Origin of the sequence: Candidatus Vondammii sp. HM_W22 (assembly GCF_022530855.2) — a bacterium.
Lineage (GTDB): Bacteria > Pseudomonadota > Gammaproteobacteria > Chromatiales > Chromatiaceae > Vondammii.
In genome coordinates, this window is the sequence record NZ_CP099567.1 from 1536022 (window position 1) to 1552168 (window position 16147).

General features: G+C 50.4%; 10 protein-coding genes, 1 tRNA gene and 6 pseudogenes. 9 read left to right on the plus strand and 8 right to left on the minus strand.

Annotation, left to right across the window (positions count from 1 at the left end):
• Positions 1-314: 314 nt before the first annotated feature.
• Positions 315-1399, minus strand: a pseudogene (locus tag MN084_RS08575) (IS3 family transposase).
• A gap of 478 nt (positions 1400-1877) precedes the next feature.
• On the opposite strand from MN084_RS08575, the gene MN084_RS08580 reads away from it, so the two are divergent.
• The 3 genes from MN084_RS08580 to MN084_RS08590 all read left to right on the plus strand — a co-directional run bounded on the left by MN084_RS08580 (position 1878) and on the right by MN084_RS08590 (position 6512).
• Positions 1878-2927, plus strand: a complete 1050-nt coding sequence (locus tag MN084_RS08580; protein WP_277400507.1) for an efflux RND transporter periplasmic adaptor subunit — start codon at positions 1878-1880, stop codon at positions 2925-2927.
• Between the two features lie 9 nt (positions 2928-2936).
• Positions 2937-6041 (plus strand): efflux RND transporter permease subunit, encoded by a 3105-nt coding sequence (locus tag MN084_RS08585; RefSeq protein WP_241087245.1) that lies wholly within the window; start codon positions 2937-2939, stop codon positions 6039-6041.
• Between the two features lie 243 nt (positions 6042-6284).
• A complete protein-coding gene (locus MN084_RS08590; RefSeq protein ID WP_241087244.1) occupies positions 6285-6512 on the plus strand; it encodes a hypothetical protein in 228 nt (75 codons plus the stop codon).
• 26 nt (positions 6513-6538) lie between these two features.
• On the opposite strand, the pseudogene MN084_RS08595 reads toward MN084_RS08590, so the two are convergent.
• A pseudogene (locus tag MN084_RS08595) lies at positions 6539-7578 on the minus strand (IS256 family transposase).
• Positions 7579-7776: 198 nt separating this feature from the next.
• Between MN084_RS08595 and MN084_RS08600 the strand changes: the two are divergent.
• Positions 7777-8001: a hypothetical protein gene (locus MN084_RS08600; RefSeq protein WP_241087243.1), complete on the plus strand. Its 225-nt coding sequence runs from the start codon at positions 7777-7779 to the stop codon at positions 7999-8001.
• A gap of 7 nt (positions 8002-8008) precedes the next feature.
• Here MN084_RS08600 and MN084_RS08605 read toward each other — a convergent pair whose 3' ends face one another.
• The 3 genes from MN084_RS08605 to arsS all read right to left on the minus strand — a co-directional run bounded on the left by MN084_RS08605 (position 8009) and on the right by arsS (position 10270).
• A complete protein-coding gene (locus MN084_RS08605) occupies positions 8009-8440 on the minus strand; it encodes a TIGR04282 family arsenosugar biosynthesis glycosyltransferase (RefSeq protein WP_241087242.1) in 432 nt (143 codons plus the stop codon).
• A gap of 188 nt (positions 8441-8628) precedes the next feature.
• Positions 8629-9321 (minus strand): TIGR04283 family arsenosugar biosynthesis glycosyltransferase, encoded by a 693-nt coding sequence (locus MN084_RS08610; RefSeq protein ID WP_241087241.1) that lies wholly within the window; start codon positions 9319-9321, stop codon positions 8629-8631.
• The gene (gene arsS, locus MN084_RS08615; RefSeq protein ID WP_241087240.1) at positions 9305-10270 is read right to left on the minus strand and encodes an arsenosugar biosynthesis radical SAM (seleno)protein ArsS; all 966 of its coding nucleotides are present in this window, start codon (positions 10268-10270) and stop codon (positions 9305-9307) included. The genes MN084_RS08610 and arsS overlap by 17 nt, the downstream gene beginning before the upstream one ends.
• Positions 10271-10387: 117 nt before the next feature.
• On the opposite strand from arsS, the gene MN084_RS08620 reads away from it, so the two are divergent.
• The 3 genes and pseudogenes from MN084_RS08620 to MN084_RS08630 all read left to right on the plus strand — a co-directional run.
• Positions 10388-10464, plus strand: a tRNA-Arg gene (locus tag MN084_RS08620).
• Between the two features lie 470 nt (positions 10465-10934).
• Positions 10935-11621 (plus strand): integrase core domain-containing protein, encoded by a 687-nt coding sequence (locus tag MN084_RS08625; protein WP_330178478.1) that lies wholly within the window; start codon positions 10935-10937, stop codon positions 11619-11621.
• 32 nt (positions 11622-11653) lie between these two features.
• Positions 11654-12155: pseudogene (locus MN084_RS08630) on the plus strand (IS5 family transposase); the annotation flags it as partial.
• A gap of 14 nt (positions 12156-12169) precedes the next feature.
• On the opposite strand, the pseudogene MN084_RS08635 reads toward MN084_RS08630, so the two are convergent.
• Together MN084_RS08635 and MN084_RS08640 are read right to left on the minus strand one after the other, a co-directional pair.
• A pseudogene (locus MN084_RS08635) lies at positions 12170-12611 on the minus strand (IS3 family transposase); the annotation flags it as partial.
• Between the two features lie 29 nt (positions 12612-12640).
• A pseudogene (locus MN084_RS08640) lies at positions 12641-13959 on the minus strand (IS5 family transposase).
• Between the two features lie 119 nt (positions 13960-14078).
• Between MN084_RS08640 and MN084_RS08645 the strand changes: the two are divergent.
• Positions 14079-14428: pseudogene (locus MN084_RS08645) on the plus strand (IS30 family transposase); the annotation flags it as partial.
• Positions 14429-14497: 69 nt separating this feature from the next.
• On the plus strand, positions 14498-14665 hold the full coding sequence (locus tag MN084_RS08650; protein ID WP_241087237.1) for a PilZ domain-containing protein: 168 nt from the start codon (positions 14498-14500) through the stop codon (positions 14663-14665).
• 113 nt (positions 14666-14778) lie between these two features.
• Here the strand turns inward: MN084_RS08650 and radA are convergent, their stop codons facing one another.
• Positions 14779-16146 (minus strand): DNA repair protein RadA, encoded by a 1368-nt coding sequence (radA, locus tag MN084_RS08655; protein WP_241087236.1) that lies wholly within the window; start codon positions 16144-16146, stop codon positions 14779-14781.
• Between the last annotated feature and the right edge of the window lies 1 nt (position 16147).

The following is a 16147-nucleotide window of genomic DNA, read 5'->3' on the forward strand; positions in this document are numbered from 1 at the left end:
TAGCAAGTGTTATAGAGGAGAAAGCAAACTTTCTGCAGCCCCAGCCAACACAAACAGATCCGGGACTTGAAAGCGGAATATTATAGGCCATTATCGCTAATCTGAACAATGACAAGGCCCCTATGGGAATGATCTATGTCGAGGTTGGATGAATAAGGAGAAAAAATCTACCCCATTGTCTGAACCTAGCTAACAATAGTATGAATGAATTCTGATGCCTGATCTGCACCTGGCAACAGTTTCTGCAAACGGTCAAAAACTGTACTGGTCAAGTTGTAATCCTCCCATTTATAACCTGAGTTTTAAATAGAGGGTTAAGCTGCCTTTAGCAGTTGCCTCGGAGGTACTCCTCCAATGGCCATATGTGGCCTTTCGTTATTGTATTGCCAAAGCCACTGAGTGGCTAATAACCGGGCATGCGCAATGCTCTCAAAACAGGTGCATGTCCAACCATTCATGCCTCGCTGTGCGGTTAAACCGCTCAATACAGGCATTCTGTATCGGCTTGCCCGGTTGGATATACAGCAAGGTAATTCGGTGCGCATTCGCCCAGTTCACCAGGGTTTGACTAAGATACTCTGGCCCGTTGTCACACCGCAGTGCCGCTGGTTTTCCACGCCACTCAATGATTTGCTCTAGCGCCCGAACCACGCGCGATGAGGGTAGTGATAAATCCACTTCAATTCCCAGCCCTTCACGGTTGTAATCATCCATCACATTGAACGTAAGGAAATGGCGCCCACCACGAAGCTGGTCTGACATAAAATCCATCGACCAGACGTGATTCTTTGCCTTGGGCACATCCGATTCCCCGGGATAATCCCGTTTGATCCGTTTTCGGTGCTTAATCCGAAGGTTAAGTTCTAACTCCCGATAAATGCGATACCCCCGCTTGTGGTTCCAGCCACAGCCTTTCACATTGCGCAGATACAGAAAGCACAAACCAAAGCCCCAACGCTTGTGCGTTTGTCTCAGTCGCAATAGCCAATCGGCAATCGGCCTGTTTTCACTAGAGTATTTAGCCTCATATCGGTAACAGGTCTGACTGATACCAAAAGTAATACAGACTAAACGGATACTGATACCATCACGGCTCACGGTGTGCTTCGCCATCCCCCTTCGACGAGATGGCGCTACAACTTCCCTCAAGGGCTTCCTGTCGCAGTTCCGCTTTGATCCGCTCTTCTGCGTACATCTTCTTAAGTCGGGCATTCTCAGCACGTAGATCTTTGACCTCTTTCATCAGGGAGGCATCCATTCCACCGTATTTGGCACGCCACTGATAAATCAGTGGCGTGCTAACCCCGTGCCCGCACGCCAGCTCTGACACCGAAACACCGGCTTCGTGCTGCTTCAAGATGGACAAAATTTGACTGTCCGAAAACTTCGACTTCTTCATAAAAACTTCCTCTGATTAACATCATAAAAGTCTCTACTTAAAAACTCGATTACTTTTCGGGGGGATTACACTCCGCTGTCATTGAAAGTTGCAGCATGCAGAGAAACGGGGCAGGCTTAAAGGGCGGGGTTATTTTACGCTTACCATTGAAGCCGAAGTCAAACTTGTTGCCTGCCAGAGGAGTTTATTCCTGAAATTGAAGAGCGGGTAGGTGCAGCCAGCCTCCTGTCCCGGGCGCTCAGTGCTGATGCCAATTTTTATTGTCAGATGTATTACCCCTCAATCCTGCAGAGTAATATTGGTGAAACCCTGGGGACAGATTTATCAATTAAGCTATTTTACCTGGCAGAATTTAAGTATGCTGTCCCTGAAACTCATGTAGCACCCCGATGTCATATCCCCGACCTATAATGATAAGACTCGGAAGCACCAGTCTCTGAGTCAAAGACTGGCCCAATATAATTCTGGAAACCCTGTAATGAAATATCCTCGGCTATTGTTATTCCCTGCACTATTGCTGCCACTGCTATCCCTGGCTGCAGAGACTCCACCGGCCAAAGTTGTCGTGGCCACAGTACAAGAGCGCGAAATTACAGAAACCAGTCAGATGATCGGTGTCATCGATTTTGACCGCATATCCATGGTTTCGGGCGAAATTTCCGGATTGATCACCCAACAGCTGGTATCAGAGGGACAGCGGGTAAAGAAGGGTGACCCACTGGTTGTACTCAACACCGACTTGATCCAGAAAGATATCGATATCAAGGCCCAGCAGCGCGCCCAAGTCAGTGCAGAAATCGAAAAAATGAGCCGCAGCCTGCATCGGCTGGAGAGTCTGCTAAAGAAAAACTCCGCCAGTATACAGTCTTATGATGATGCCCGGTTCGAACATCGTTCACTGATCAAAAAGCGCGATACACTGGATCAGGAGGCAGAGCGCCTGAAGCTGCAACTGGTAAAAAGCGTGGTGCGTGCACCTTTTGACGGCGTGGTGTTGGAGAAACATAAGGAGCAGGGCGAGTGGTTATCTCTGGGAACCTCCGTATGCAAACTCGCCTCCACTCAGGATCTGGTGGCAAAGGTTGCAATCTCGGAACGTTTGATGAGATACCAACAAACAGGCACTAGACTCCCCATATCCATCGCAGCGCTGAGCATCCAAGCTGAAGGGAAGATCAAGGGCTTCTCACCCGTTGCAGATCTGCGCAGCAAAAGCGCCGTACTCAAGATCGAACTTCCCTATCAGCGGGGGATGGTACAGAACATGTCGGTCTCGATAGAGGTTCCCACCGGAAAAAAACAGCTACTCAGACTGGTGCCCCGGGATGCTGTAGTCCGGATAAAAGGCAAAGAGTTTGCCTACAGCCTGATCGACGGGAAAGCGAAACTAATGCCGCTGGAGATCGTCGCGCGTACCTTTGACGCTGTCGCCGTGGCCAAGCCACCGATAAAAGTGGGAATGTCTGTGGTGATCGACGGAAATGACCGGCTAAGGCCGGATCAGGCAATCACGGTAGTGGAACGGTAATCGACAATTATGGATTTGGTAAAACTCTCAATTCGCCAACCGGTATCCACCTTCTCAGCGGTGATCATGGTTATCCTGTTCGGCATTATCGGTCTGAACCGGCTACCGGTACAGCTCACACCCGATGTGGAAGCACCAAAGATCAGCGTCAGGACCAACTGGGCGGGCGCGACACCTTACGAGATCGAAAAAGAGATCATCGAAGAGCAGGAAGATGTACTGAAAAGCGTCACCAACTTAACGGTAATGGAGAGTTCCAGCTTCAATAACTACGGCACCATCAGCCTCACCTTCAAGGTGGGAACCGACCTGAATGATGCCATGGTGCGGGTCACCAATAAGCTCAACGAAGTCTTCAGCTATCCGGAAAATGCCCAAAAACCAGTTGTCAGCACCTCAAGCTCGGAAAGCTCTCCGGTCATCTGGATGATGCTGAAAACTCTGGAAGGTGATCACACACGGATCAACACCTACCGCACGTTCTTCGAAAATGAAGTACGCCACCATCTGGAACGCGTTCCGGGCGTGGGTTCACTGATGATATTCGGCGGCACTGAAAAGCGCTTTGAGGTCACCGTTGATCCAAAACGTCTGGCTGATCTCGATATCACGCTTAGACATGTGATCGACCGTCTGAGCGACGCCAACAGCAATATCTCAGCCGGTGTCCTTGGCGTTGAAAAACGTAATTACCGAATCCGCACCACCAGCCAGTTTCAGTCACCGGAAGACGCCAAAAAATTGCTACTCAGGGATGACGGCCTACACCGCGTCTACCTCAGTGATGTCGCCACCACTAATTTCGGTTATCAGTCAAATCTACCGGCGGTACTGCATAACGGCCAGCCGATGATTGTCACCGGAATCCGCAAAGAGGCCGGTGCAAACGTATTGGAATTAACCGCCAATATGCGAACGGTGGTGAATCAACTAAACGAAGGCCTGTTGGCGCAAAACGGACTCTATTATGATTGGGTTCACGACCAGACCCCCTACATCAACACCGCCATCAGTACGGTAAAAACCAACTTGATGATCGGCGGCGCATTGGCAATCACCATACTGTTGCTTTTTCTGCGCTCGATCACCTCCACCCTCACCGTGGCAATTGCCATCCCGATCTCAGTGATGGGCACCTTCTTCTTCATGTACCTGTTTGACCGCAATATCAATGTGATGAGCCTGGCCGGAATCACCTTTGCGGTGGGTATGCTCGTGGACAACTCTATCGTCGTACTGGAGAACATTGATCGTCACCGGCGTCTTGGCAAGAGCGCTTTCGACGCCTCCTACGACGGTACCCGTGAGGTGTGGGGCGCAGTGCTCGCCTCGACCGTAACCACGGTTGTGGTGTTTCTCCCGGTAATTTTCATTCAGGAGGAGGCCGGGCAGCTGTTTCGCGATATTGCCATTGCCATCACCTTCTCGATCCTGATCAGCCTGTTTGTCTCAGTATCAGTGATCCCCGCCATCACCAATAAGTTTTACCGCCTATCGAAACGCCAGGCAAAACAACAGGCGGCCACCCACGATAATGGAAACATGTTTGTGCGTAGCGTGATGCTCTTCTCCATCCTCACCCGGCGCAATGCTTTTACCCGAACCCTGACCATCACTGGATTCACCGCAGCAGCTGTTATGGCGGTAATCCTGCTGATTCCAAAAGCGGAGTACCTACCCCAAGGCAACCGTAACCTGATCCTTAATATATTGATTCCACCTCCGGGTTATTCCGACGCCAAGCGCAACGAGATAGGACACTATATTCAAGACCGCATCGCCCCCTATCTGAAAGAGGACTGGAAAGACGGCGTTCCACAGATCGACAACATCTTCTATGTGGCATCGGATGGTATAACCCTGTTTGGCGGCACCAGCGTTCATGTCAACGATGCACGCAAAATGATGCCTCTGTTTACCAAAGTAATGAACTCGATTCCAGGAATGTTCGGCGTCAGCATCCAGCGCGGTATTTTCGAATCCGGCATTGGTCAGGGACGCACCGTGGACGTTAATATCTCCGGCAATGATACCGACAAAATCGTTTCAGCCGCCGGCACCCTGCTCGGCAGCCTGAAACAGGCGATACCCAATGCCCAAATCCGACCAGTCCCCTCTCTGGAGATCAGCTACCCCGAAGCCAATCTGATACCGGACCGTTCCAAGGTGGTCGCCAACGGCCTGAGTGAACAGGAGTTTGGAATCTATGTGGACGTGCTGATGGATGGGCGCAAAATCGGCGAGTACAAGCCCGACGGACGCAAGGTGATGGACATGGTGGTAAAGAGCGACAGCCAGTCCATTGAAACACCCGAAGATCTGCTGGATGCGATAATAGTGACCCCTTTCGGCGCACTGGTTCGCGTCGGTGATCTGAGTAAAATCGAGTATAGCGAGGGAATGACTCAACTCAACCACCTGGAGCGAAAACGAAATATTCGCCTGGAGGTCACGCCGCCGGATAGCATGCCACTGCAGGCCGCCATGGAGTTGATCACCGACCAACTGGTTCCCAAGCTTAAAGCCGCCGGTAAGCTCACTGACACTTCAGTGTCGGTAGGTGGCAATGCCGATAAGTTGACAGAGACGCGAAATGCCCTGCAATGGAATCTGGTGCTGGCACTGATAATCACCTATTTGTTGATGTCAGCGCTGTTCGGCAACTACATCTACCCGCTGATTATCATGTTCTCTGTTCCGATGGCCGCAGCAGGTGGATTCATCGGACTGGCGCTGGTGGATCGATTCGTTGCTCCCCAGGCGTTCGATATCCTGGTGATGCTGGGATTCATTATCCTGGTGGGAACGGTAGTCAACAATGCCATCCTGATTGTGCATCAGTCACTGAATAACCTGCGCTTTGAGGGGATGAATGGCCTGGATGCAGTTAGCCACTCGGTCCGCACCCGTATACGTCCTATCTTCATGAGCACCACCACCAGCCTGTTCGCCCTGCTGCCTCTGGTGCTAGCCCAGGGTTCAGGCACTGAACTCTATCGCGGTCTGGGTGCGGTAATCCTCGGCGGGTTGGCTCTCTCAACCCTGCTTACCCTGTTTGTGATCCCTGCTCTGCTAACCTTTCTGATCGGATTTGAAAAACCCCGTGAGAGATAGAAACCCCGCCTGCTGTACAGTGTTCACACCTGACCTAACAGCGCGAAGCATCATTTCAGGCACGACATGAACGTCTAAGATAGCCGCTCTTCCCGGACCTGCCGGGCAAAGAAAACAGAGCACTATTTCCAGAAGGGCTTGCCCGCCTCCTGCAGAGCATCCTTACCTGGGTAATGCTTATATCTTCCATCTGAGCATCCGACAGCCGATTCAGGGCATGCCTTTGTTTGGCGTTGGTAAGGTATGCTTGCTCGTCTGGGAGTCGGGTGGGTAATTCCCGGAGATTATCAGGAACAGATCGAGTACCAGAATTTTTTAAGCAGCGTCTCTATTTCGCGCTTACCCTGGCTGGTGGTGGGAGAGATGCTGAACCATGGTGGCTATGACCGCCATCTTCGTCTGGTGCGTAAATCCTACCAACAGCGCAGGGACCGGCTCATCGAGCTGCTGGGTGAACACTTTGAGTTATAGTCAAATCTGGTGTTTAGCCAGTTGAATCAAGCGGTGACCTGATCGACTCTTGCTACCTCAACACCCTCTTTAAATTTGATTCCATTTTATCACCTTCGCCAGATAATCGAAACCCCGTAATCGTCTCCACGTCTTCTCTGCACACAGGCCGAGTTTGAACATCATGTGTAGCATGCCGTCACGCGATAGGAACGCCTAGTTCGATGGCAGATTTCCCCGAAGGTGGATTCAATCGGATTTGCTGGCCCGAATGCTCTGCCAGTGCTGCGCCGGAAATTGATAGAAAGCCATCAGTTCCTCTCGGTCTTTGTGCAGACAGATGGCGCGTCTCCGGATACACTTCCTCCAGCGCAGCCCAGAACCCCATGGCACCGTCACCGATCGCCAATTTTGGCGGGATCAGTCCGCGTGACTTCAGTTTCAACAGTACCTCCCGCCAGCTCTGTGTGGACTCCCGTACACCATCCTCAATTGCCAGAAAATGCTTCTCACCACGCTCATTCACGCCGATCACCACCAGGGCACACAGCTTCGTCTGCTCTGCTCTCTGTCCGCTGTAGACACCGTCTGCCCACACATACACCCAATGGCCCTTATCCAGGCGCTCCTCGCACCCGCTCCGATATTCTTCTGCCCAGACCTGCTTCAGACGCGATACCCTGCCGGCCGACAAGCCTGTTGCATCCGGAACCACCAGCACTTTCAGGGCTTCACCCATCTCTCCACTGGAAATCCCCTTCAGGTAGAGCCACGCCAGCGCCGCTTCCAGTGACTTCGTCTTGCGTACATACGGCGGCACCAGAGCTGATCGGAACGTCACCGGCTCGCCGGTCTTCGCTCGTATTTTGGGGATCTTGACCGTGACCGGCCCCAATCCTGTCTGCAGTTTACGAGCTGGCAGGTGACCATTACGCACCACACCCACCTTGCCATCCTCTGTCCGTCGCTCGACGTGCTCCGCCAACAGCTCCAGCAGCTCGGCCTCCACCGCCTGGTAGATCAACTGCTCTGCACCACTTCTCAGCAATTGTGTCAGCGGATCGATAATCGTATCTCGACCTGCCAGATATTTGCTAGAGACTGTTGGCCTTTATCGGTTAGCTTGATTTTATTGTGCTTGGATAATGCTAGCGGGAAATCGAATGATTATTCCAATTAATGGGCCGAGAATCAGATCTAAAAGGTTCAACGAATCAGATCCTCAACCTGATACTTCAGGGACGACTATCTAAGCGAAGGAGCACAGTTGCTCCGAGGCTATGTTATGACCTCTCCAGAAGGTGTTGGGCTTGTAGTGGAGATTGTCCCGTCCGACGAGAGAGATGCTCTATTTTCCCTTGAAGTCCGTTTCAGCAGCCAAAACAACCAGCGCAAAATCACCCGGATCGGCGGTTGTTTCCTGGAAGTTGATCCTGAATCACTGCAAAAAACCAGAAAAGCGATCAATGTCATGGAACGCAACAGGGCACAACGGATGCACGGTTTTTAACCCAGGACTATCCCTGGTAACGCAGCAGATCTTCCGGCCGATCCAGATCCCAGAGGGTTTCAAGCTCTTTCCATGTCCAGCCCAGCTTTTCCAGTCGCTGCCGGGTCAACGCCAGCACCTGATCACTTCCCCAGGGGATATCATAAAACAAGGCTGGATCAGTGCGCTTCAAACCGAGCAGGACATAGCCCCCATCTTCGGCCGGACCGAGTACTGCATCCATCCCTTTGGCCAAGTAATCAAAAGCCCGCCTTAGATGACACGCTTCCAATACAGGGCAGTCTCCACCGATAAGAATCACCGCATCCGCGGACAGTAACGCCTGAGTTGCCCCGTATTCCATTCGCTGTCCAAGATCTTCCCCCTCCTGCACCTTCAAGCCAGACCCCATACTGCAAAGCCAGATTCCGGAAAACAGGATGTCCGGTATTGGATGCACACCAGCAATCCAACGGGGACACAGCCGCCTCAGCTACCTTCCCGACAGTCTGTTGCAACAATTTTTTATAAAGGCTGGCCGCCTCTTCAGCACCCAGCGCAGGAATCAACCGCGTCTTCACCCTGCCCGGCTCCGGTGCTTTGGCAAAAATCAGTATGCGTGATTGCGGGAACTGCACAGGCTTCTCCTCAGCGGTATAATTTCTCTAGCTTCGCCGGGTCCACTCCCACGGCATAAGCCAGCCGCAGCTCCCACATCAGGAGAACAGTGCGAAGGATGCCACGCTCCTCCCAGCGCCTGCTGGATGTTTCCAGCCGCTGTCGCAGACAGAGGGGAGGTGACAGTCGTTTTAGCCGTCGGCTAAGAGCTATATCCTCCATCAAAGGGATATCAGGAAAACCACCAACCGCAAGAAACGAGTCACGAAGAACAAAAATACCTTGATCCCCCGTTGCAATACCACTCAAACGGGAGCGCCAGTTCATCATAAACTCCACCAGACGCAGCAGCATATGCCTGCCAGAGAGCGCTATATCGAATCGACCCCAGCCATATTTTTGCCCGGCAAGCCCGGAGAGTAGCGGCTCATGGAATCCAAAAGAGAGGCAGCTATCAGCGTGCAGAAACCAGAAGATTTCACCCTCAGCCTCGCCCGCACCTGCATTCATCTGCCTGGCCCGTCCTTTCTGGCTGTTGATGAGCTTATCGACTCGAGACCGGGCCAGGTAAGCCGTATCATCACTACTCCCGCCATCCACCAGGATTACCTCATGACCGGCCTCCCGCAGCGACTGTAGTGATTGCAGAAGCGGCTCAATCACGGCAGCTTCATTAAGTGCTGGAATGATGATGGAGAGGCGCACGCTAGTCGGACAAAGCACCACCGCAACTACTGCCCTGCCCCGCTGTACAACCGTAGCAATGCTCCGCAATACAAATCGATTTGCCCGTCAGATCTTCATTGATCAATTCGGAAAGATGGGGGCGTTCAGTACCATTGTGAGCCAGCGGCATCTGCAACATCTGATTGAAATCGCAGTCGTAAACATAGCCTTGCCAATCGACACTGAGCAGGCTTCGGCACATTACCGTCTGTAGATTGTCGCGCTGGTAGGAACTTTTCAGCAACTCAAGATAGCTGTTAAATTCACCCTTGGAACGCAGCGTGCTGCCGAACCGGCTGATTGGCATGTTGGTGATGGTAAAAAGCTGATTGAAGCTTATTTTGTGGTCTTCCCAGAGCCGCTTTTTATAGTCAGTTTCCAGACCGGTCTGAGGTGGCGGCAAGGCAGCACCCTGAGGATTGAACACCAGGTTAAGTATCAAGCCGCTGCCGCTCTCTCCATAGCCTTCGGCATTCAGCCGTTTCAGGCCATGAATACTCGCATCATAAGTACCTTTTCCCCGCTGGTTATCCACATTCTCCTGCAGATAACAGGGCAGAGAAGCAACCACCTCCACCCCGTTTTCCGCCAGAAATTTGGCCAATCCCTCTTGACCGGGCTCTTCAAGAATCGATAGATTACAGCGGTCCATCACTCTGACACCCAGCTTGCGGGCCTGCTCAACCAGATAATGGAAATGAGGATTCAACTCCGGTGCGCCGCCCGTCAGGTCCAAGTTTGAAATATCCTGGGCATGCAGATACTTCAGCACCTGATCAATGGTCTCTCTCTCCATCACCTCTGTGCGCTTGGGACCTGCATTCACATGACAGTGTTTGCACGTCTGGTTACAGACATAGCCAAGATTGACCTGGAGAGTATCAAGAGCTCCTCTGTCAATATTCGGGAAAGTCGTTGGTAATAAAAGGTGAGCCGTTTGCAACATCTGTATTAAATCCTTATGCAGAATATCTTTTTGGTAAGCGGATATTATGGGATTACACGAATCCGGGAGTAGGTGCTAGAATACCGCTGTCCTCTTATTATAAGAAGCTACAACCCTGCCCCCGTAGCTCAGCAGGATAGAGCGCACCCCTCCTAAGGGTGAAGTCACACGTTCGAATCGTGTCGGGGGCGCCATTTCCACCACCCTGGGACTGTTTAAGGAAGCCTCTAAAAACCTTCCCAGAGCAGTGATAAGGGAACCTCTAATAAACCCGACAAAGGCCAACAGTACTAGATAGTATCGTCATGAGTTTAAATAAATTGCATAAGATCCAACCTAACAACTAAAAATCAATAACACAATGACAACACCAACACACATAAAGACACGGCATAGACGACAACACATGGGAACTACTATCACCATACCTTACAGGGCAAAAAGGAATTCACGGTGGCATTGGATTGCCCCCCGAACACTAGACCAGTGGTATGTTAGGTTTTCCTCTACCTGAGGAGAACTAGGATGAAGAAGGGACATTTTTCAGATGAGCAGATCGTGGCTGTACTGCGCGATGCAGAGGCAACAACGGCCGTAGCGGCAGCACGCAAACACGGCGTACTCGGAGCAGTCGATCTACCGTTGGCGCAACAAGTATGCCGGGATGGAAGTTTCAGATGTGCGGGAGGATCCCAGTTGGGGCTATCGTTTATCAGGCGCCTATCTGCGGCTCAGAGGTTGGCAGGTAAACAACAAACGCGTATATCGACTCTGGCGGCTTAATGGCCTGTGTTTGCCGCCTTATCGCCCTCGACGGAAGATTCGCACTGGGGTAAAACTGGAGGGATTGGCGCTACGACGGAATGATGTGTGGGCATGGGATTTCGTACATGACCGCTATCATGACGCAGAGCCTCTGCGGTGCTTGACGGTCAAGGGCGAAGCAACCGGTTATTGTCTGGCAATCAAAACTGGTCGATACCTACAGAGTCAACACGTGAAAGCGGTGCTACGTGAATTAATCATTCGCTACGGAATTCCCCGAGCCATTCGCAGCGACAACGGAGCTGAGCTGTTGGCCCTCGTACTGCGCGAGGAACTGGAAAAGGATGATATTAAGCTAGCCAATATTGAACCGGGAAAACCCTGGCAAAATGGCAGCAATGAAAGCTTCAACGGCATTTTCCGCAAGGAGTGTTTAAATGCAGAGATATTTGGTAGCCTGACCGAAGCCAGAGTTGTTATTGAACAGTGGCGTTGCCGATATAATGAGCGGCGACCCCACAGTTCACAACACTACGTCACGCCAGAGATGGCGTATTCTGGATTACGTGAAATGCGGAGAACCTAACACGCCAAGTGGCCATAGAATGGGGGCATTTCAGCATAGCTAAAGATAACCGTTTGTTTCTCATATGCGGTATTCTGGATTCTATGCACAGGCGCATCGTGGCGCAACTTACCACATGATTATGGTGATTGGGAGAACACCCATCGGCATTTTTTTCGCTGGCGTGATAAAAGCATATGGGAGGATTTATTGCCCCAGATAATTGATAAGCCGAACTTTGAATGGATTATGATTGATGGCAGTCATATCAATATTCATCCACATGCAGCAGGTACGGTAGGAGACAATCAAGATATGAGTCGTACAAAAGGGGGCTTAACACCAAGATACACTTGGCCGTGGATGCGTATGGTATGCCGATCAGATTCATTGTTACGAAAGGTGCCAGAGCTGATTGCACGCAAGCTAGCACACTGATTTGAGGGGCTTGGAGGGCTTACGATACACAAGAGATATTTAGAGAAGGCAAAATCACAGGATATGAATATTGTTATTCCACCAAAGAAGAGTAGAAAAGAGCAGCGAGAATATGATAAGCGTTGCTCTGGTCAAGTCGAACCGGACACATTCAATTGAGACAGTTCATAGTTAATCGGTGACAAACTACCATTGGCAGTGTGTAACCGATCTTTGTTGTAGTAGCGGATGTAATCCGCGACATCGTACTTCATGTGCTCTCATGTAGGTTGAGACACTTTTAAAATCCAGTCATGCTTCAAGCTGCCAAAAAAAACGTTCAACTACCGCATTGTCCCAACAAGCACCTACATCTCCCATCGACGAGCGTAGGCCATGATTTTCTAATAAATGTCGGTGCGACTTGCTCGTGTACTGTGACCCGAGATCACTGTGAAACACTAAACCCTTGTTAGGTTGGCGTAGGTTAACGGCTTTTATCAACGCTTTCTTCACCAGATTAGTCGTCATGCGTTTATCTATGGATCCGCCAACAATACGCCGTGAATATAAATCCATGACAATGGCTAAATAGTCGACCCTGAAATATTTATTCCAGGCACTTAATAATACTGTTGTTTCTGTTTTGCAAACAGGAACAACAGTATGGACATGATATTTTTCAGCACAAAAAGAACCTCCCTCATCCATTTTCTGAAGTTGAAGGCAGCCGCCGCCATAAGCAAGTTAATCTGATCCCCGGCAAAGCCTTTAAGAAAGTTCCTTTTTAGCCTATGGTCACTCTTTAAGTGACCACAAGCTCAATGCCAGCTGGTCTTCTGAAACGTTTTCTGGCTAATGCCATGGCTTCTTCTGAGGTATTCTTCCTAGCAGGCTTTGGCGTTACTATCTGGGTGTCATTAACCTTTGATTTGCCCCGATAACCTCGATCAGCAATACCCACTTTGGGTACTCGATTGATGAGACGTTTCACCTGTGCCAAGACCTCAGGTACGGTGTGACCATCAAATACATTCTTCTCAAAAGCCAGGGCACCAATCACAATGCCCGCGTCCCTTGTGGTGGTAATTGATGCCTTGGTGCCAAACTCATAACGCTGCTGGGCCTTGCCTTTGCTCATACAGTAAACATGAGGTTCATGTAGGCTGTACAACTTGTTTTTATCAGCACGCTTCTGATTCAGCATGCGCTGGTACAGGGCGAACTTTTCTGCATAGAATTTCTGTTGTTCTGCGGTCATCTTACGCTGTATTTCACGCAGTAATCGGCCGCTGATGGTCTTTAATCGCTTTACAGCCTTACGTGCCTTTTTACGATTCCTCGGATGTGTGGTAAATCGGGTGGGGAGCTTGAGAATTTTTACTTCCTTCTCATGGCTTCGACTGAGCACGATACCTTCTGCTCGGGCCATCTTGAGTAACTGCCCGTGTATCTTTCGGTACTGCTTTGCATCAGTTGGAAAGGTAATGTTTTTCTCTTGTACGGTAGTGTCGATACACATTTTATCTTCGATCGCCTTTTCTTGATGTAAGGCGATAGAGGCAGCCAGGACCTTTTCAAAACCTTCGTTGCCAATACGCTTTCTGAAGTAAGTCAGGTCGGAGGGGTTACAAGGAAGTTGCCATTGGAATTCGATCTCATCCGTAAAACTCGGGTAGTAGGGATTTTGTATCCAGCGTTGAATCGGAACCTCGTCACTGAGGTCTTCCAGATGCTTGAGTATCGAGAGGCCCACCATTAGGCGGATGGGTTTTGAGGGCTTTCCAAGATGAGAATAAAGCGGGGCAAATTCAGCATCAAAATATGACCAGTCTATCTGTCTGGCCAATAGCAAAAGTGGATGCTTGGGGTTCAGCTGATCCAGTAAGTTCTGGTGCAGGAAACTTTGCTGGTTGGGATTGGCTGTCTTGGCTTTGCTCAATTATCCACCTCTGTTTCGTCCAGTTTTTCTCTGCTTTTATCCCTTTCTCGGACGTTTATTTTATCAAATTTAGACGCTTATTTTATATAAATTATTGCGTTATGAATATTTCAGGATCGACTAATTCGGTTGTTTCCGCACTCACGAAACAGGTTAAAAAACTTCCAGACAAGCCGGTACAGTCATTAACTTGGGATAGGCGATGGAGCTTGCCGGTCACAAGAAATTTACTATGGCGACAGATGCAAAAGTCTACTTTTGTGACCCACAAAGTCCATGGCAAAGAGGGACCAATGAAAATACAAATTGGCTATTGAGGAAGTACTTTCCGAGGAAAACAGACTTGTCGATTTACTCTCAGGCACAATTAGATCGCGTGGCAAAAAAACTCAATCAACGACCGAGAAAAACATTGGACTTCGCTACTCCTGCAGATAAACTAAATGATGGTGTTGCATCGATCCCTTGAATCTACAACGGCTTCCAGCGTATACCGTTCGATGCGCCAACGATGCTCTCCTTCTCCTATGCAGAGGGAGTGCAAAGTTCCAATCTGATCGACATTTCGTTGAACGGCGCCTTGGTTGTCACGCCGAAAGATTGGTCAGGGATCGTTGGCGATGAAATTATGCTGAAGGTGATGCTTGGCGACGAAGAGCCGCACATCAATATACAGACGAAAATATCTCATCATGAGTCAGGATAGATTGGATTACATTGCCTCCATATTGACATAGAGAACATTGGTCATCTAAGGCGTCTGGTGGAACTCAATCTGGGGGATGCAGAGTTGCTGGAGAGAGAGTTGGAAGCCTTAGATTAAATCTCATCCAGTGCAGATGCAAGGTCATCGACACCGATCACTTCAATCCCTGTTACCGGCTTTTTCGGAACATTGGCAGTCGGCACAATGGCCTTTTTAAAGCCGTGCTTGCCTGCATCCTTAATTCTTGCTTTACCATTGGCAACAGGCCGCAGTTCACCGGAAAGCCCAACCTCACCGAGCACAATCGTATCGTGAGGTATTATTCTGTCTCTCAGGCTGGAAACGATAGCCAGTAAGACCGCCAAATCCGCGCTTGTTTCACTGACCCGAATCCCTCCTACCACATTGATGAAGACATCCTGGTCCGAGGTAACGATACCGCCATGGCGAGTCAGAACCGCCAGCAGCATGGATACCCGGTTTTGATCAAAGCCAACACCCAGCCGACGGGGATTTCCCAGTTGCGAATCCACCACCAGCGACTGAATCTCAACCAGCAGCGGCCTGGTCCCTTCCCATAGAACGCTGACTGCGCTGCCGGGTGATGGTTTTGTCGACCGGCTGAGAAAGATGGCGGAGGGGTTTTTTACCTGTTTTAACCCTGTCGTTGTCATTGCAAAGACACCCAGTTCATTAACCGACCCGAAGCGGTTTTTTGTTGTCCGCATTAACCGGTAACGGGCATCATCTGTGGATGAGAGCATAATCTGGGTATCGACAATATGGCTCAGAGTCATCTGGCCGGCCAGGGTTTTATCTTTTGTCACATGCCCGGAAATCAGAAAGATAACCCCATGCCGTTTCCCATATTGGGTCAGATATGCAGCACACTCTCTTACCTGAGCCACCCCACCCGGTGCAGAATCCACGCCTTCACGCTGCATCACCTGAATTGAATCTATCACGACGATCTCAGGTTTTTCCTGGTCAACAATGGAGCAGATATGCTCCACAGAGGTCTCTGCCAGCATTTTCAGTTGGCCCACCTGAATACCCAGACGACTAGCCCGCTCCGCTATCTGCTGTAATGACTCTTCACCAGAAACATAGAGCACCGGCCTGCTCTGTGACAGATAGCCCAAAGTCTGAAGCAGTATTGTGCTTTTTCCTGCCCCCGGATCACCGCCGATAAGAATGACCGAGCCGGGAACAAAACCGCCGCCAAGCACCCGGTCCAGCTCTTGCATTCCGCTGGAAATACAGCGCACATCCTCGCGCTCTACATCGGCCAATAGTTGCACCGATGAACGTGCTCCGGCAAAACCCTGAAACCGTTTTGGAGCGCTACTCCGTGCGCTTTCCAGCCGAATCTCTTTAACCGTATTCCACTCGCCGCAACTGGTGCACTGGCCAGTCCAGGTTGGATAGTCGGCGCCACAATCTGTGCAGACAAACGCTCTTTTAACTTTGCCTTTAGCCATG

Coding starts and splice junctions, on each gene's coding strand:
- MN084_RS08580 (WP_277400507.1), top strand. CDS start 1,878: ATGAAATATCCTCGGCTATTGTTATTCCCTGCACTATTGCTGCCACTG.
- MN084_RS08585 (WP_241087245.1), top strand. CDS start 2,937: ATGGATTTGGTAAAACTCTCAATTCGCCAACCGGTATCCACCTTCTCA.
- MN084_RS08590 (WP_241087244.1), top strand. CDS start 6,285: ATGCTTGCTCGTCTGGGAGTCGGGTGGGTAATTCCCGGAGATTATCAG.
- MN084_RS08600 (WP_241087243.1), top strand. CDS start 7,777: ATGACCTCTCCAGAAGGTGTTGGGCTTGTAGTGGAGATTGTCCCGTCC.
- arsS (WP_241087240.1), bottom strand. CDS start 10,270: ATGTTGCAAACGGCTCACCTTTTATTACCAACGACTTTCCCGAATATT.
- MN084_RS08625 (WP_330178478.1), top strand. CDS start 10,935: ATGGAAGTTTCAGATGTGCGGGAGGATCCCAGTTGGGGCTATCGTTTA.
- radA (WP_241087236.1), bottom strand. CDS start 16,146: ATGGCTAAAGGCAAAGTTAAAAGAGCGTTTGTCTGCACAGATTGTGGC.